Genomic DNA, 18,630 nt, shown 5'->3' with positions numbered 1-18,630 from the left:
ATCAGGACGTGATGCAAAACATGTTCATTCGCAGCGCGCTCTCGCTTAGATGAAGACGTAGTGGTACGTAAGGCCGCAAAGTACGCGGCCTAAGTGCCAACGTCTTCATAAAGCTGCTCATTGAATCATGTTTTGCATCACTGCGTGTTGGATGGCAAATGTGCAAATTGCTGATTTTGCAATTTGTGTGCATCATCCGTGACTATGAAGGACATGGTCCTGAATAGTTACCAGCAGATAGAAACGGAAACAGACAACTGAAAAGAAACGATCACAGGGACAGGAGAGCCGTAGGATATCCTGTCCCTGTGAATTCAAGAAGATCTGGAAACATGCATATCGGGCATGTTTCCTATACGAGGTGGAAGAGGATGAAATTTGTAATACAGAGAGTAGCAAGGGCATCGGTAACGGTGGATGGCGAGACGGCAGGGGCAATCAGCAAAGGGCTTCTGGTTCTGATCGGGGTTGGCCAGGATGATAAAAAGGAGGATGCTGACAGACTGGTCAAAAAGATGATCAATCTCAGGATTTTCGAGGACGGACAGGGAAAGACGAACCTGGCGCTTAAGGATGTCGGCGGTGAGCTTCTCCTTGTATCCCAGTTCACCCTCTATGCAGACTGCAGGAAGGGAAACCGCCCTTCCTTTATCAATGCGGGGAAGCCGGAAATGGCAGAGGAAATGTATGAGTATATAATCGAACAGTGCAGAAAGCAGGTGGAAAAAGTGGAGAGGGGAGTCTTTGGCGGCGACATGAAGGTGGAGCTGGTGAATGACGGACCGTTCACAATCATTCTGGATGAAAGCATATAAAGGGGGAGAAACATGTCATTACAGCTAATTCTGGGCAATTCCGGTTCCGGAAAGTCCCATTATCTATATGAAGAAATCATCAGGGAATCAATGGAAAATCCAAAGACCAACTACATCATCATAGTTCCTGAGCAGTTTACGATGCAGACCCAGAAGCAGCTGGTTTCCATGCACCCGAACAGGGGTATTCTGAACATAGACATACTGAGCTTTCAAAGGCTTGCTTACAGGGTTTTTGATGAGACAGGCGGAAACGACAGGCGTGTTCTGGAGGATACGGGTAAAAATCTGGTGCTCCGCAGGGTTGCAGGCGAAAAACAGGGAGAATTGAAGATCCTTGGCAGCAACCTGAAGAAGCTTGGCTATATAAATGAAATTAAATCGGTGATTTCAGAACTGACCCAGTACAACGTGAGTCTGGACGAGCTCGACGGTCTGATTAAGAAGACATCTGACAGGCCGATGCTTGAGAGCAAGCTGTCCGACATCCGTCTTCTCTACAATGGCTTCAAGGAATATCTCAGCGACAAATACATAACGGCGGAGGAGATTCTGGACCTGCTCTGTGATGTGATCGGCCGTTCGGACATCATCAAAAACAGCGTCATTGCTATTGACGGATTTACCGGCTTCACGCCTATACAGAACAAGCTGCTGGAAAGGCTCATGCAGCTTTCAAAAAAAGCAGTCGTAACGGTCACCATAGATGCGCGGGAAAATCCTTATGAAATGGATGGGGAGCACTGCCTGTTCCATCTGAGCAAAAAGACCATATGGAAGCTCTGCCGCATAGCGGAGGAGGCAGGAATCAAAAAAGAGGAGGATATCGTCCTGGGCAGAGAGGGATCCCTCAGATACAGGGATAATCCGCCACTTTCCTGGCTGGAGCAGAATCTGTTCAGGTATTCCGGCAGGGTATTCAGCGGAAGCCAGGATTCCCTGAGCATTCACATGGCAAAGAATCCCTATGAGGAATGCAAATTTGCCGGCAGGGAGATCAAAAGGCTGGTAAGGGAAAAAGGCATGCGCTACAAGGAAATCGCAGTGGTGACGGGGGACATCGGAACCTACAGCCATTACATAGAAAACAGTTTCGGGGATTTTGACATCCCCTGCTTCATCGACCATAAGAGGAGCGTGCTGCAGAATCCTTTTATTGAATTTATCAGGGCTGTGCTGGAACTCCTGGAAAAGGATTATTCCTATGAAACCATGTTCCGTTACTTAAGGAGCGGGCTTGCAGGCATATCGGAGGACGAGATCGATGTGCTTGAAAACTATGTGATAGCCCTGGGAATCCGGGGACACAAGGCATGGGGAAGGCAGTGGACAAGAACCTACAGGGGGTTCAATCCCGCTGCTCTTGAACGGATCAACGAGAACAGGGAGGCTATAGCCAATACCCTGGAGCCTCTCCGTGAATGCTTCAGAAATCGGGAAGCAACGGTAAAGGATTTCACGCTGGGTCTCTATGAATTTATTGTCGGAAGGGAAATACAGCAGCAGCTCAGGGAATTCGAGGAGGGCTTCAAAAAGGATAACGAATTGGCCCTGGCAAAGGAATACAGCCAGATTTACGGCATTGTCATGGAGCTGTTCGACAAGCTCGCAGTCCTTCTTGGGGACGAGAAGATCACCCTGAGGGAATTTTCGGACATCCTGGATGCCGGTTTTGAAGAGGCGAAAGTTGGGGTGATCCCGCCAAGCGTCGACCAGGTCATAGTAGGCGACATCGAAAGGACAAGGCTGAAGGAAATAAAGGCCATGTTCTTTATCGGCGTCAATGACGGCATCATCCCAAAATCGGGCGGCACCGGCGGAATCATTTCAGAGCTTGACAGGGAGATACTGGCCGGTCAGGAGGTGGAGCTTGCGCCTACGGCCAGACAGAATGCCTTCATCCAGAAATACTACCTGTACCTGAACCTGACAAAACCGACTGATTACCTCTATATGACCTTCAGCAAGGTAAGTGCGGAAGGAAAATCCCTGAGGCCTTCATACCTGATCGGCACCATGTGCAAGATGTATCCGGATCTGGAGATAGCCGACGAGGATGAATGCCAGAATCCCCTTGACAGGGTGGTGACGGCAGAAAGCGGCCTGGACTATCTCATAGAGGGACTCAGGACATACAGGCTGGGAGGAGCTGGAGAAGACTGGAAGGAGCTCTACAGCTGGTATTTCAAAAAAGAAGAGTGGAGACCTGCCATCAGCCGGCTTGTAGAATCGGCATTCCATACAAGCACAGAAAAGGGAATCAGCAAGGCTGTTGCCCTGGCCCTGTATGGGAGCACGCTTGAAAACAGCGTTACGAGGCTTGAAAAATACGCAGCCTGTGCATTTGCGCATTTCCTGAACTATGGACTTGAACTTTCGGAACGGATGGAATATACCTTCGAACCAATGGATATGGGTAATATTTTCCACAAGACACTGGAGCTGTTTTCAAAGAGCCTTGAGAACAGCGGGAAGACATGGTTTGAAATCCCCGATGACGAAAGGGATGCCATGGTGGAACGTGCAGTGGACACCGTCACGTCAGAGGATCCCGGCGGAATCCTGTACAGCACGGCAAGGAACCGCTACATGATAAAAAGGATGAAGAGAATCATGAAGAGGACCGTCTGGGCCCTCGGGGAGCAGGTGAAGGCCGGAAAATTCACTCCCGGAAACTTTGAGGTCTCATTCTCCAAGGTGGAAGATATCGACTCAGTCAATATCGCTCTTTCGGAAGGCGAGAAGATGAAGCTCAGGGGCAAGATCGACAGGGTGGATGTCTATAAAGACGAGGACAATGTCTATGTAAAGGTCATAGACTACAAATCTGGTTCAACCGCTTTCGATCTGCTGGCCCTTTACCACGGCCTGCAGCTGCAGCTGGTAGTCTACCTCAATGCGGCTTCAGAGGTGGAAAGGCAGGCCCACCCGGATAAGAATATCATTCCGGCCGGTATTTTCTATTACAACATGCAGGACCCGATTCTGGACAGGGAAGACGGGGACACCCCTGAAGCGGTTTCCGAGCGTATCAAGGAGTCCCTGAGGATGAACGGTCTCGTAAACAGCGACACGGAAGTGATCAGGCTTCTGGACGAAGGGGTAGGCGAAAAATCGGCTGTCATCCCGGTCGGATACAATAAAAACGGAAGCCTGAAAAAGAGCTCCTCCGTTGCCAGCGAGGACCAGTTCAAACTGCTTTCGAATTATGTAAACCACAAGATCAGGGAAATCGGAACGGAAATCCTTGACGGGCATACCGAAATCGAACCCTACGAGCTGGCTGATAAAAAGGCCTGCGAATACTGCGCATACAATGCTGTCTGCGGGTTCGACCTGAAGGTGCCCGGCTACAGATTCAGGCGCCTGAAGAAGGAAAAGCCGGAGGATATCTGGAAGAAGATAGAGGAGCAGGAAACTGCAGAACCAGGAGGGGAGGAGTAGACATGGGAACGAAATGGACAGAGGAACAGCAGAAGGTCATAGACCTGAGAAACAGGAATATGTTGGTTTCAGCGGCGGCAGGCTCAGGAAAGACCGCGGTTCTCGTCGAGAGGATCATAAAAATGATCACGGACAAGGATGCCCCCGTGGATATCGACAGGCTCCTGGTCGTTACGTTTACGAATGCAGCAGCGGCTGAAATGAGGGAAAGGGTCAGCAGCGCCATAGAAAAGAAGCTGGAAGAGGATCCGAAGGACAGCATGCTCCAGAGGCAGCTTACGCTGATACACAACGCGCAGATCACCACGATACACAGCTTCTGCCTCTATGTAATCAGGAACAATTTTCATGTGATAGATCTGGATCCGGGCTTCCGCGTCGCCGATGAAGGCGAGCTGAAGCTGATGAAAAGCGACATCGCAGAAGGGCTTCTTGAGGACTGCTACGAGGAAGGCAGGGAGGAATTCTACCATTTCATTGAATGCTACTCCCCGGGAAAGACAGACAGCGGCATCGAGGAGCTCATCCTGCAGCTCTATCAGTTTTCCATGAGCTATCCGTGGCCGGAAGAATGGCTTGAGAACTGCAAGAAGGCATATGAAGCGGACAGCCTTGCTGACATAGGGGAAAGCGTATGGATGAAGAAGCTGCTTGAGCATGCAGGGCTCATACTCGCGGATGCAAAGCAGAGCATCCGTTCCGGACGGGAGCTTTCGCTGACTCCGGACGGTCCCTATATGTACGAGGATGCATGGAATTCAGACGAGGAGCTTTTGGACGCCATCATGAGATCCACCACCTATTCCGAATACTACGAGGCATTTGCAAAGCTTGAATATGCGAAGCTTTCCGGAAAGAAGGATCCCGGTGTTTCCCAGTACAAGAGGGAAGCGGCAAAGAACATGAGGGATGGGGTAAAGGACAGCCTGAAATCCCTGAAAAACCAGTATTTCAGCCAGAGCCCTTCCCAGATGCTCGAGAACATAAGGAATGCGGGGGCGGCCGTCAATGAGCTCATTGACCTGACCCTGGAATTTTCAAAGCGCTTTAGCCAGAAAAAAATGGAGAAGAACCTGGTGGACTTCAATGATCTTGAGCATTTTGCCCTGAAGATCCTTGTGGACGAGAACGGGGGAGACCCTGTTCCGACGGCAGTCGCGGAGGACCTCAGCGGATATTTTTCAGAAATCATGATAGATGAATACCAGGACAGCAACTTTGTCCAGGAAATGATACTCACCAGTGTTTCAAAAGCGGCCCGGGGAATATTCAACATCTTCATGGTCGGGGACGTGAAGCAGAGCATCTACAAATTCAGGCTTGCCAGGCCCGAACTTTTCATGGAAAAATATGAAAACTATTCCCAGGATGACAGCGACCACCAGAGGATCGACCTGCACAAGAACTTCAGAAGCAGGTGCCAGGTCCTCGACGGAATCAATTTCATATTCTACCAGATAATGGGCAGGACCCTTGGAAATATTGAGTATGATAAAGACTCGGCCCTCTATAACGGGGCAGTATTTCCGGAGGGCAGCCCGGAAGAGCTCCTTGACACGGAACTGCTTCTTGTGGATCTCAACCCGGAAGATCTGGAGGAAACCGACGAGGAGTACACATCCAGGGAAATCGAAGCGAAAGCGGTTGCAAAGAGGATCAAGGAACTCGTGGCTGAGAATTCGGATTTCAGGGTTCTGGACAAGAAGACCGGCGCATACAGGAAATGCCGCTACAGCGATATCGTCATACTGCTGAGGACCGTTTCGGGATGGGGAGACACCTTTGCGGAAATCCTCATGTCGGCGGATATCCCGGCCTATACAGGTTCTCAGACCGGCTATTTTTCCACCATTGAGATCAGGACCATACTGGCGCTTCTGAACGTGATCGACAACCCGATCCAGGACATCCCCCTTGCGGCAGTGCTGAAATCCCCCATAGTAGGACTGTCTACGGAAGAGCTTGCAATCATAAAAAGCACCTATCCCGGAAGCAATCTCTACGACGGGGCCCTGCGGTATTCCATGTTTGCTGAGCTTGGAGAAACCGAAGCAGAGAAGGGGAAGCAGGAGGAATCAGGAAGTGCCGGCAGCGACATGCTTACTGAAATCAGCAATTCCGAACTTGCGGGTAAATTGAGTAAGTTTTTTGAACAGCTTGATGAATTCCGCAGGCTTGTTCCCTATACGGGAATCCACGACCTTATCTGGATCATCCTGGAGAAGACAGGCTACGGCTCCTACGTAGCGGCCATGCCGGGAGGCGAGCAGAGGAAGGCAAACGTGGACATGCTCGTCGAGAAGGCAATCGTTTTTGAATCCGCCAGCTACAGGGGGCTCTTCAATTTCGTAAGGTATATCGAACAGCTGCAGAAATATGATGTGGACTTTGGAGAAGCCGGAACCATCAGTGAGAATGAAAATACGGTCCGCATCATGAGCATCCATAAGAGTAAGGGACTGGAGTTCCCGGTCGTATTCGTGTCCGGTCTCGGCAAACGATTCAACAGGCAGGATGCGAGGAGCAGGCTTGTGCTCCATCCGGATCTGGGCGTCGGAGCCGATTTCATAGATCCGGAACTCAGGGTGAAATCACCGACCCTGATCAAGAAGGCGATGCAGCAGCAGATTGACCTTGAAAATATGGGGGAGGAACTGAGAGTGCTCTATGTGGCTCTGACCAGGGCAAAGGAAAAGCTGATCATGACCGGAGCTGTCAAAAAAATAGAAGACAAAATCTCCTCATTTGCCCAGGTCCTTGTGCAGCCGGAAACCAGGATCCCCTTCAGCCGGCTGTCAAAGGCCCAGACATTTTTGGAATGGATCATTCCGGCGCTTATGAGGCATCGGTCATTTGGAGAAATACTGGAGTCGCTCGAGCTTCCTTCTGGAAACGGGCATTCCCTGTGTGGAGATAATTCAAAATTCAGCATAAAACTCATATCCATTGAAGAAGTGATCGGGCAGGAGGTCATGGACCAGTTCATGAGGGAGACTACCAGGGAAGACCTGATGAACTGGGATGCGGACGTTATATATAGGAAGGAAGCCAGGGAAAAGCTGGAGGAGAGGCTGGGATACCAATATCCGTTCAGCAGCGAAGCCGGAATCCATACCAAGATGTCGGTATCCGAGCTGAAGAAAATCGGGCAGAATATAGATGATGAACTGACAGAACAGTTTTATGAAGAACCGCCCCTGGAGCCGCTGATTCCAAGATTCATAGAGGAGAAAGAAGAAGCTGGCGGAACCGAAAGGGGAACCGCCTACCATAAGATCCTTCAGTATCTCGAACTGCCGAAGATCAGCAGCCGGGAAAGCCTGGAAGAGAACCTGAATCAGCTGATTGCAAAAGGACGGTTTACGGAAGAGACAGGAAGCCTCGTGAAATACGACAGCCTGTTCCGGTTTGCATCTTCTCCACTTGGCAGCAGGATGCGCCAGGCCGATCTGAGAGACGAACTTTACAGGGAACAGCCTTTTGTAATTGGAATCGAGGCAAAGGAGATGAATCCGGAATTTACCAGCGATGAGCTGATCCTCATACAGGGTATCATAGATGCCTATTTCGAAGAGGATGGACAGCTGGTAGTTGCCGACTACAAGACTGACAGGGTGAGGATTTTTGGCAAAGATGCAGAGGAAGAACTGAAAAGGCGCTACAAAATCCAGCTGGACTATTACCAGAAAGCCCTGGAGCAGCTTACGGGGAAAAAGGTGAAGGAAAAAATCATATATTCCTTTGATCTTCAGAAGGAAATTGTCATATAGTTTACGATTCTATTCACTCTGTGACCAGCAACCAGTTTTTTAGCAGGTGTTGTGATATCACTTCTTGTTTTGTTGACTTATGTTGAATTGTGTTGTATTATAATTGTATTGAAAGCGGAAGCGACAGAACTGTTATGGAAATACAGCTTTTGAAGCAGGCAAAGCGGACTGAAAATGTCCGCTTTGTTATCTCATAGGAAAGTTTGTCCTATGAGATAAACACTCCGTGTGGATGTGCAGTAGGGCATATGGTATTTGATTGACTTGCGTCAATCATCCCTCCGCACAGCAAAGTGTCTTCGTCCTCAAGAGTGAGGGACACGGGAGTTGAGAGTGGCGAAACCACTTTGTTATCTCATAGGAAAGTTCGTCCTATGAGATAAAAACGCTCCGCGTGGAAGCGCACTCGCGCAATGGGAATCATGTCGCTTTAGCGACTGCGCTCGGCGCGAGAGTCTGCCAAGGCAGACTCTTTGTTCAGATACAACATAAATACGGCAAAAGAGGTGGATGGAAATGAATCTACAGGATATGACAAAAGATGAGAAATTGAGAATCATACAGGAAATAGTACCTGGTAAGCAGATTACCATGGCCCATATCATAGCAGGTCCGGATGAAATCATCTATAAGAAGCTGGGCCTCGATCCCGGCGTCGACTATGCAAGGGCGGCAATAGGCATTCTGACAATGAGCCCCAGCGAAGTTTCCATAATAGCAGGCGATCTGGCAATCAAGACAGCCAATGTTGAGCTTGGATTTATTGACAGGTTCAGCGGCACGCTGATCATAACAGGCAGAATTTCTGAGGTTGAGGCAGCCCTTCAGGCAATTATTAAGTTTACAGGGGACAGCCTTGGATTTACGGTATGTGAAATTACGCGGACATAATTTGGCACATCTTATGCGGAGCGTACTGGTATCTAAGAAAAGGAATGCAGGAAAGCATGAAGAAAATAATCTTAATGGGAAGAAGCGAAGCGGGGAAGACCACTCTGACCCAGGCGCTGAAAGGCGAACGGATCAGCTATCATAAGACACAGTACATCAATCATTATGATGCTGTCATAGATACGCCGGGAGAATATGCGGAAAACAGCACCCTGGGCAGGGCATTGGCTCTCTATTCGTATGAGGCGGATGTGGTAGGCCTGATGATAAGCGCTACCGAACAGTATTCCCTTTATCCGCCCTGTATCACGGCTACCTCAACAAGGCCGGTGGTCGGCATCGTGACGCAGATTGATGCAGAAGATGCAAGGCCCGACAGGGCTGAGGCATGGCTCAGGCTGGCAGGATGCAGCACAGTGTTCAGGGTGAGCGCATATACCGGTGACGGTATCGGTGATATACTGGAATACCTGAAATAAGATGCAGTTGACACATAAGGAAATGTGCGATACATTTACTTATATAAATGGACGGGAGGTATTGAAATGGAACCGAAAAAACTATGTAAATCAAGGACCAACAGGATGATAGCAGGTGTTTGCGGCGGAATTGGGGAATACCTGAATATTGATCCGACTGTAGTTCGTCTGATTACGGTACTCCTTGGATTCACAGGAACAGGAATTATTGCATATCTTGTGGCCGCAATTATCATGCCGGAAGTGAACCAGTATGGCAGCTGAGGGTATCAGCTGAAGAATCCCTGATCCAACACAAAGAAACGGCCCTGCTGATGTAGTTTGTACATCAGCAGGGCCGTTTTGCCGCTAAGGGGAAGCGTCTCCGCTCCGTTCTTTAGTTTGCGCTTTTCTTTGGGGTTATATGAGGCATATTCAGCATATCCCTGATATCAGGAACCTTTGAAAGCAAAGGGAACAGTACGAATGCGCCTATTATTCCGAAGATGCCCTGAACAGCATTGAAAATCGTATTCGCCGCAGCGGCAGGAACGCCATAAAGGAATATTTCATAAACAAAATATCCAAGGATTACGATTACAGCGCTTGAAATTCCTGAAATTACAACTGCCGCATAGCGGTTAACCTGTACTTTGGCTGACTTTGCAAGCCCTGAAAATACCAGTCCGGCTGCAAAGGCTGCAAGGCCTTTAATGACTAATGTCGCAGGAGCATAGATGAAATATCCGGTAAGCAGGTCTGCCATCATAGAGCCGATTGCGGCTGCCAGTGCACCGCCCAAAGGTCCAAGTACGATGCCGCAAAGTAAGACAAGGCTGTCGCCCAGATGTACATAACCATGGAGAGGGCTGGGTATCTGTATTGCCATTGTTGCTACTGCTGTAAGCGCTGCCATAAGTGCGGCAATCACTAATTTTTTTATATTGTTCATTTTCTTCATTTCCTCCACCTCAAAATTCATTTTATCCTGTAACCGTTCAGAGCCGTGTACCTAAGAAAAGCCCAGGTCCTGAAAAGCTACCGCTTTCTTTTAAATATCATATAATATAAATGGTTGTTTTGAAATGGCCAGTTTAATAAAAGTAAACCATACCACTTTTTTGAACAGCAGAAAGCCCGCAGATCAAATTCTGCGGGCTCTGGTGCTGCCTGATGTAATTACTGTACCGGACCTGCCTGGCGGGAGAGCCGGCTGCAGGGTGCTATTTCCTGTAAAGGAACAGAGGAAGGCCGTCTTTTTCAGGAACTACAGGCGTTCCCTGTATGAGCGGACGGATGTAGTCCACCATTTCCTGGGAAACGTCGTTTCCGTTTCCGGTGATCCATTCCACAGGAACTGTCTTTTCTTTGTTGCAGACTTCATTGACGTCTACGAGGCTGTAGTTCAGGGCATATGCGTTGTCTGCAGCGTTGATTCTGTTGAAGGCAATCATTTTTCCGGTTTCACCTTTCAGGGCTGCCGCTACACCGAAGGATCCTGCAGCTGCTGCTTCGTTCAGGTCAGTAAGGGAAAGCATGGAGGAGGAGCATCGCTGGCTTACGTTGAGTTCGATGGAACGTACCTTTACGCCAAGTTTGTCCTTCACAAGATTTTCTAAATATTTACCGCATCCTGTGAGAGTCTTGTGACCGAAAGTGTCAACTCCTGCTTCGCCGGAATATTCGCAGATGAATGTTCCTGTAGCATCCTGGATTCCTTCTGATACGCACACCACAAGGTTGTTATTTGTTTCGAAGCCCTTTTTAACATCAGCGAGAAATTCATCAGTTGAGAAATCCGATTCAGGAAGGTAGATGTAGACAGGGTTGTCGTTTTTGAATTTTCTTGCAAGCACGCCTGCGGCAGTCAGCCAGCCGGCATGGCGTCCCATTATTTCAACTATAGTCAGGGATTTTGTATCATAAACAGAAGCATCCGTGGAAATTTCTCTCACCGTTGTTGCAACATATTTTGCAGCGCTTCCGAATCCCGGCGTGTGGTCCGTCTGTACCAGGTCATTGTCGATTGTCTTTGGAACACCCATGACCCTTACAGAACTGCCGGTCTTATCAGCATATCTGGAAAGCTTGCTTACAGTATCCATAGAATCGTTTCCGCCGATATAGAAAAAGTATCCGATATTCAGTTCATCGAATTTTGCAAAAAGCTTTTCGTAAACCGGATCCGCCAGATCTTCCGGGAGTTTATAGCGGCATGAACCAAGAAATGAACCAGGTGTTGTTTTCAGCAATTCCAGGTCGTTATCTGAAATGTCATTTTCGATATCCATTACATTTCCTTTTAAGAAACCTTCAATTCCGTTGAGCATTCCATATACATGGCCGATTGCTTCTTTGTTCTGAAGACCTTCCGTGATGACGCCGTAAAGGCTGCCGTTAATGACTGCGGTAGGTCCGCCGGACTGGCCAACCAGTAGATTTTTTTTCATTTCCATAATACTTGCTCCTTTTCTGCATTGAGGATATGAAAGCAGGTAATCATTATCTGCTTTGCTAATTAACAATATACCTTAAATTTGGACAGGTTACAATATATAGGCAGAAATTATAAAATGCAGTAAGAATATTCCTGAAAGATGAAAAAGTTTGTTCGAAATTGTTTGACCTGTCAAAGTAAGGATTGTAGAATGTAGTGGGTAGATTCTAAACTATAAGTTTGTTTGCACGCAGGAAAGGACAATAGATAATTTATGGTAAGAATAGCTATTTGCGATGATGAAGAGTTTGTACATGACAGAATAAAAGCGCTTTGCCTTGAATACGGCCGTTTGAATGGGACAGACCTGGAAATAGACGATTTCTTTTCCGGTGAGGAACTGATAGCATATGATGGGGAAGCCGAAATTATCTTTATGGATATTGAAATGGGGAATACCAGCGGCCTGGAAGTGAAGAATATTCTGCAGAGAAGGAATGAAACGGGCCTGATCATTTTTGTTACAAGCCATACAGAACTGATGGCTGAGGCTTTCGGAAGGAACGTATGCGGATTTATAACAAAGCCGGTCTGCGAAAAGCAGTTCGGGAAAATATTCGGTCAGGCGCTGAACCTGAAGATCAGGTCCAATAAAGTGAATGTAGGTGATTCCCAGAAGCACATTTACATAAACAGCGATGAAATCATATACATAAAATCCGACCACGTATACAGTGAGGTGGTTACCGGAAGCCAGGTCTATCTCATGAGAAAGAGCCTGGACAAATGGGAGCAGGAGCTGGTTGACTGCGGATTCTACAGAATCAGTAAATCGTATATCGTGAATATGGCTAATATCTCCAGAGTTACTGAAACGGTATCTATGAAGAACGGCGAGGAACTGCATATTCCGAGAGGGTCAAAGAAGAAATTTGCTTCCGCATACAGAGAATACTGTAAAAAAATGGCGAGGTTTGCATGAATATATGAGAGAAATAATAGTTGTTTCATCGGGAATACTGGTTGAAGTTATAAAAGCTCTTTTAGTCTATTGGGGATTCTTCAAGATGAACTTTACAAAAAAGTGGTACCGCTATGCGGCGGCAGCAGCGCTGTTTGTGACCGTCATCGGTGGGATATACTTTTTTGATGCAGCGGATAAGCTGATTGTTTTTTCGACTTTCCTAAGGCTGGGATATCTGCTAATAATTGTAGAAGGGAAACCCAGGACGAAAATCCTGAGGTTCCTGCCTGCATATGTGGGAATCTATCTGGCGGATATTCTGGTGTCGGTTGCCATTGCCTTCGTTTTACAGGAAGACCTCCTGTATGTGTGGCAGAATGAAAATGCAGTAACAGCAGGGAATCTGATCACCATTCTCATATTCGGGCTTGTTGGAATTTTCCGCAGGAGGGATTATAAGAGTGCCGATGATTTTGAAAGAAGACTGCCGCTTTACTACTATATTGTGCCTGCCATAGGGATACTTGGTATGGTGCTGATGGGCGGTGTCCAGTGGAGTCTTGTCATGGAGGATGTAAGCGACAGCAGGCTGATCATTATTATTGCCACTGTTCTGGTCTGCCTGTTCCTGTTTGTGTTGTCTTTCGGGCTGATCAGAATCTGGGATCAGAAGAATTACTACATGAGCATAAACCAGCTAAACGATGCACTGCTGCAGACGCAGAAACAGTACTACAAAGACCTGTATGACAGCAACCAGGATATCAGGAGGTTCAAGCATGATTACAGCGCTCATATGCGGAGCCTTAAGAACCTGAGCGAGGCAGGGGAGCAGGAGAAGCTTCATAAATATATTGAGGATCTTGCCGGGACCAGCTTCCAGAGCACCAGGACGATACATACGGGAAATTATATGGTGGATGCGATTATAAATGAGATGGCAAACAGGGCAGGCAGCCACATCAGGTTTGAATGCTGCGGGGTGCTTCCGGAGGATTTTTCCATATCGGAGATGGACCTGTGTACGATTTTCTCCAATGCGCTGAATAATGCGATTGAAGCATGCAGCAAACTGGAAGACGGAATCGAGAAGGTCATTGAAGTAGAATTAAAAAATTATCGGAATTTCGTCTATATATCCATAGAGAACCCAGTGCCAGCCGATTTGAATATCGTAAACGGGAAAATGCCTACTGATAAAAAGGATAAGACACGCCATGGATTTGGAATGGCAAACATGAAAAATGCAGTCGAGAAAAATGGCGGAGAAATAGAATGGACCCAGACCGGAGGAAAATGCCGCGTCAATATATGTTTTGAATGACAGTTCAGAACAAATATTGACATTTCAGAACATGGCGGATGAAAAAATGCAAGGTCCATGCTACTATCATGTTATGAAAATGAATTGCCTGTTCATCAGGGACGGCAATAGACAGGAAACGAAAGGGGTGTTGGAAGATGGCTACAACGAATGGCGTGCTTGACGGTTATTACTGGTTCCTTCTGTTTTTCGGTTAAATAATGTATTGAACGATATTGTAGACTGCGGTAATAATAAAGAAAGTTTGGGTAAGAGATATGAGGAAATTGTATGGGCAGCATGTGCGCTTCGATGTTTTGGCTGGAACGAAGGATATCTTTAAAAAGGGAGTTACAAAGATAGCCGGTCATAGAAAAGGACAAAAGCTCCTCAAGGAAGACATCATCAGAAAAATCCAGATGGAAAATAAATTGAAAAAAGGCATAGATAATGGGGAGTTCAGGCTTTATTATCAGCCGCAGCTACGTCTGAATACAGAAGAGATAATCGGAATGGAGGCGCTTACGAGATGGATCCATCCCGATGAAGGATTCATATCGCCGGCTGTCTTTATCCCGGCAGCTGAAGAAACAGACCAGATTTATATTCTGGAGCAGTGGGTACTTCACAAAGCCCTGCGCCAGAAACGAGAGTGGGAGGAAGAAGGGTTTGGACATATCGAGCTGTCCATCAATCTTTCAGGCAGGACATTGGAAAGCAGGAGCGCTTTCCAGGAGATAGAAGAAATATTTTCGGAACATAAGGTAGACTATTCAAAGATTGTGATCGAGATGACGGAAACAGCCCTGTTCTCAAACATGGAGCTTGTTATTGAACACCTGGAAAGGCTGAAGGAACGGGGAATCAAGATTGCACTTGATGATTTCGGAACCGGCTATTCTTCCCTGACACATCTGAAGAAACTGCCGATTGATATTATAAAACTGGATAAAAGTTTTGTGGGACAGGCTCCTGAGGGAGGCAAGGAAACGGTGATCATTAAAAACATCATTTCCATGGCCCATGAACTTGAATATAGAGTCATTGCCGAGGGAATTGAAACTTATGAACAGCTGGACTGTCTGAAAAAGTTTACCTGTGAAACTGGACAGGGCTTTCTGTTTGAGAGACCGATGCCGAAGGATATCATTAGGGAACTCCTGAGATTTCCAAATAGAAAAGAGACGGCAAGGTTGAAAAAATCAGCTGCCAGTCAGATTCCGATCATGGATTGACCGGCAGACAATGTATGGCGGCCTGCTCTGTGAGCAGTAACAATTGACTTGACAAATACAGCCGTTTTCTCTATTATAAGTGTTAGGTTTATAGAGAAAAGGTAATGATGAAGAGAAGTAGGCATACAGACTTGTCAGAGAGGGCGATCCACCGGCTGTAAGGTTGTCCAGAGAAATGTACGCTGAAGGTAGCTTTTGAACCGGATTGCTGAAATAGCAGTAGGCATTCACGAATCGTCCACGTTACAGGACTCAGAGATATATGCTTTCCAAAAGCATATAATTAAGGTGGTACCGCGAATTTTCGCCCTTTACATTAAGTAAAGGGTTTTTTTTGTGTCATAGGAGTGTAGTGTCAAAAGCCCATTTACATAATTGGATTCGTCAATTTGCACGGGTTTCGAGAATGAGGACGTGATGCAAAACATGTTCATTCGCAGCGCGCTCTCGCTTAGATGAAGACGTAGTGGTACGTAAGGCCGCAAAGTACGCGGCCCAAATACCAATGTCCTTATAAAGCAGCTCATTAAACCATGTTTTGCGGAGCCATCCTGAACAGCGCTTGTACCACAAACCCTGAATTAGAAAACAGTACACAACCAATATAATATATCCCCCAGGAGGTAGAAAAAATGGAAAAGAACTTAGAAAAAACCTACAATCCTCAAGCAATTGAAGACAAACTCTACGACAAATGGCTTGAAAAGAAATATTTCCACGCAGAAGTGGACAGAAGCAAAAAGCCTTTTACAATAGTAATGCCGCCGCCAAATATAACAGGACAGCTTCACATGGGACATGCTCTTGACAACACCATGCAGGATATCCTGATCCGCCAGAAGAGGATGCAGGGCTATAATGCGCTCTGGCAGCCCGGAACCGACCATGCCAGCATCGCCACGGAAGTAAAGATTATCGAACAGCTCAAAAAAGAAGGGGTCGATAAAGAAACGTTAGGCAGGGAAAAATTCCTTGAACGCGCATGGGAATGGAAAGAAGAGTACGGCGGAAGGATCGTAAGCCAGCTTAAAAAATTAGGCTCATCGGCAGACTGGGAAAGAGAACGTTTCACAATGGACGAAGGATGTTCGCAGGCGGTAGAAGAAGTATTCGTTAAATTATACAACGAAGGCTATATCTATAAAGGCTCAAGAATCATCAACTGGTGTCCGGTATGCCAGACATCAATCTCAGATGCGGAAGTTGAGCATGTTGAACAGACTGGCCATTTCTGGCACATCAAATATCCGGTAGCGGGCAGTGACCAGTTTATTGAAATCGCAACGACAAGACCTGAAACGTTATTAGGAGACACTGCGGTTGCAGTACATCCTGATGATGAAAGATATGCCGGCCTCGTAGGAAAAATGGTAATCCTGCCGCTTGTAAACAGAGAAATCCCTGTAGTGGCTGATTACTACGTTGACAAGGAATTTGGTACAGGCGTAGTAAAAATAACGCCGGCACACGACCCTAACGATTTTGAAGTCGGAAAGAGACACAACCTTCCAGAAATAAACGTCATGAACGATGATGCGACGATCAACGAAAACGGCGGAAAATATGCCGGAATGGACCGTTACGAAGCAAGAAAGCTGATCGTGAAAGAGCTTGAGGAAGCAGGACTGCTTGTAAAAGTGGAAGAACATGTACATAACGTAGGAACACATGACAGATGCAAGACTACAGTTGAACCTATGATCAAACAGCAGTGGTTCGTTGCCATGGAGGAGCTTGCAAAGCCTGCCATCGAAGCCCTGAAAAACGGAAGCCTTGAATTCGTGCCTGAACGCTTTGACAAGACCTATCTGCACTGGCTCGAAAACATCAGGGACTGGTGCATCTCAAGACAGCTGTGGTGGGGTCACAGAATTCCGGCTTACTACTGCGACGAATGCCATGAAGTGGTTGTTTCAAAAGAAAAGCCTGCAACATGCCCGAAATGCGGAGGAACACATCTGACGCAGGATGAAGACACCCTCGACACCTGGTTCAGCTCAGCGCTCTGGCCGTTCTCGACCCTGGGATGGCCGAACAAGACAGAAGACCTCGATTACTTCTATCCTACGAACGTGCTCGTAACAGGATATGACATCATTTTCTTCTGGGTAGTAAGGATGGTATTCTCAGGCCTTGCACACACTGACAAGAGCCCGTTCCAGACTGTTCTCATCCATGGTCTCGTAAGGGATTCCCAGGGAAGAAAGATGAGCAAGTCATTGGGAAATGGAATCGATCCGCTTGAAGTAATCGACCAGTACGGCGCCGATGCCCTGAGACTGACACTCATTACAGGAAATGCGCCTGGAAACGACATGCGTTTCTATCTGGAAAGAGTAGAAGCAAGCCGTAACTTCGCGAATAAGGTATGGAACGCTTCCAGGTTCATCATGATGAACATGGAAGATACAAAGATGGAAGACGTCGATCTTTCACAGCTTACAGGCGCAGATAAGTGGATCCTGTCAAAGGCAAACTCCCTTGCAGCGGAAGTGACTGCGAATATGGACAAATACGATCTCGGTATAGCAGTCCAGAAGATCTATGATTTCATATGGGAGGAATTCTGCGACTGGTACATCGAAATGGTGAAGCCAAGGCTCTATAATGCAGAAGACACCACAAGAGCGGCAGCCCTCTGGACCCTCAAGACAGTACTGATTCAGGGACTGAAACTGCTTCATCCATACATGCCGTTTGTAACGGAAGAAATTTTCTGTACGGTACAGGATGAAGAGGAATCCATTATGGTTTCTGCATGGCCGGAATTCAGGGAAGAATGGAACTTCGAAAAAGAAGAAAACGAAATTGAGACAATCAAGGAAGCGGTAAGGGGCATCAGAAATGTCCGTGCTGAGATGAACGTTCCGCCAAGCAAAAAGGCTAAGGTTTTCGTTGTGACCGAAAATCAGGAAATCCAGGATATCTTCAACAGCAGCAAGGTGTTTTTCGCAACATTGGGATATGCAAGCGAAGTGACGGTTCAGGCTGACAAGACCGGAATCAGTGACGATGCGGTTTCAGCAGTAATCCCGAATGCGGTTATCTATATGCCGTTTGCTGAACTTGTAGACATCGAAAAAGAAATCGAACGTCTCAAGAAGGAAGAGGAAAGGCTTGCAAAGGAAATTGCCCGTGTAACCGGAATGCTCGGTAATGAAAAATTCGTAAGCAAAGCTCCAGAAGCTAAGATCAATGAAGAAAAAGAAAAACTGGTCAAGTATACCCAGATGATGGATCAGGTAAAAGAAAGACTTGGGCAGTTCAACCAATAATATGAAATTTCTGTTAAAAAGAAAGGAAAGTGCTTGCA

At 47.0% G+C, this 18,630-nt stretch carries 12 protein-coding genes and 1 other annotated feature; of the genes, 10 read left to right on the top strand and 2 right to left on the bottom strand.

Translation table 11 applies throughout. From position 1 onward, the window contains the following. Nucleotides 1–371: 371 nt before the first annotated feature. The 6 genes from dtd (at nt 372) to BJR36_RS16800 (ending at nt 9,663) form a co-directional block, all read left to right on the top strand. Entirely contained in the window at nt 372–815 is a 444-nt protein-coding gene (gene dtd / locus BJR36_RS16825) for a D-aminoacyl-tRNA deacylase (RefSeq protein WP_091236506.1), read from the top strand. 12 nt (nt 816–827) lie between these two features. Then, nucleotides 828–4,259 carry a helicase-exonuclease AddAB subunit AddB gene (addB, locus tag BJR36_RS16820; RefSeq protein WP_091236504.1) on the top strand — a complete coding sequence of 1,144 codons (3,432 nt, stop codon included), beginning with the start codon at nt 828–830 and terminating at the stop codon, nt 4,257–4,259. 2 nt (nt 4,260–4,261) lie between these two features. Next, entirely contained in the window at nt 4,262–8,029 is a 3,768-nt protein-coding gene (addA, locus tag BJR36_RS16815; protein ID WP_091236503.1) for a helicase-exonuclease AddAB subunit AddA, read from the top strand. A 510-nt stretch (nt 8,030–8,539) separates the two neighbouring features. Then, nucleotides 8,540–8,920: a BMC domain-containing protein gene (locus tag BJR36_RS16810; protein WP_334292931.1), complete on the top strand. Its 381-nt coding sequence runs from the start codon at nt 8,540–8,542 to the stop codon at nt 8,918–8,920. A 56-nt stretch (nt 8,921–8,976) separates the two neighbouring features. Next, a complete protein-coding gene (locus BJR36_RS16805; RefSeq protein WP_091236514.1) occupies nt 8,977–9,399 on the top strand; it encodes a EutP/PduV family microcompartment system protein in 423 nt (140 codons plus the stop codon). Between the two features lie 66 nt (nt 9,400–9,465). Continuing rightward, complete coding sequence (locus BJR36_RS16800; protein WP_091236499.1) at nt 9,466–9,663, top strand: PspC domain-containing protein; 198 nt, start codon at nt 9,466–9,468, stop codon at nt 9,661–9,663. Nucleotides 9,664–9,775: 112 nt separating this feature from the next. Here BJR36_RS16800 and BJR36_RS16795 read toward each other — a convergent pair whose 3' ends face one another. Further along, nucleotides 9,776–10,339: an ECF transporter S component gene (locus BJR36_RS16795; RefSeq protein ID WP_330387973.1), complete on the bottom strand. Its 564-nt coding sequence runs from the start codon at nt 10,337–10,339 to the stop codon at nt 9,776–9,778. A 262-nt stretch (nt 10,340–10,601) separates the two neighbouring features. Then, the gene (locus BJR36_RS16790; protein ID WP_091236511.1) at nt 10,602–11,828 is read right to left on the bottom strand and encodes a 6-phosphofructokinase; all 1,227 of its coding nucleotides are present in this window, start codon (nt 11,826–11,828) and stop codon (nt 10,602–10,604) included. Between the two features lie 261 nt (nt 11,829–12,089). Between BJR36_RS16790 and BJR36_RS16785 the strand changes: the two genes are divergently transcribed. The 4 genes from BJR36_RS16785 (at nt 12,090) to BJR36_RS16770 (ending at nt 18,592) form a co-directional block, all read left to right on the top strand. Next, entirely contained in the window at nt 12,090–12,797 is a 708-nt protein-coding gene (locus BJR36_RS16785) for a LytR/AlgR family response regulator transcription factor (protein WP_091236497.1), read from the top strand. A 4-nt stretch (nt 12,798–12,801) separates the two neighbouring features. Continuing rightward, complete coding sequence (locus BJR36_RS16780; protein ID WP_091236495.1) at nt 12,802–14,103, top strand: sensor histidine kinase; 1,302 nt, start codon at nt 12,802–12,804, stop codon at nt 14,101–14,103. A gap of 257 nt (nt 14,104–14,360) precedes the next feature. Continuing rightward, a complete protein-coding gene (locus BJR36_RS16775; protein WP_091236493.1) occupies nt 14,361–15,317 on the top strand; it encodes a putative bifunctional diguanylate cyclase/phosphodiesterase in 957 nt (318 codons plus the stop codon). Between the two features lie 95 nt (nt 15,318–15,412). Continuing rightward, nucleotides 15,413–15,632 (top strand) — a binding site (T-box leader). A 317-nt stretch (nt 15,633–15,949) separates the two neighbouring features. After that, nucleotides 15,950–18,592: a valine--tRNA ligase gene (locus BJR36_RS16770; protein WP_091236492.1), complete on the top strand. Its 2,643-nt coding sequence runs from the start codon at nt 15,950–15,952 to the stop codon at nt 18,590–18,592. Nucleotides 18,593–18,630 lie beyond the last annotated feature (38 nt).

Origin of the sequence: Anaerobium acetethylicum (assembly GCF_900096945.1) — a bacterium.
Taxonomy (GTDB): domain Bacteria; phylum Bacillota; class Clostridia; order Lachnospirales; family Lachnospiraceae; genus Anaerobium; species Anaerobium acetethylicum.
The sequence above is the reverse complement of the archived record's forward strand: the minus strand, read 5'-3'. Positions and strand labels throughout refer to the sequence as shown.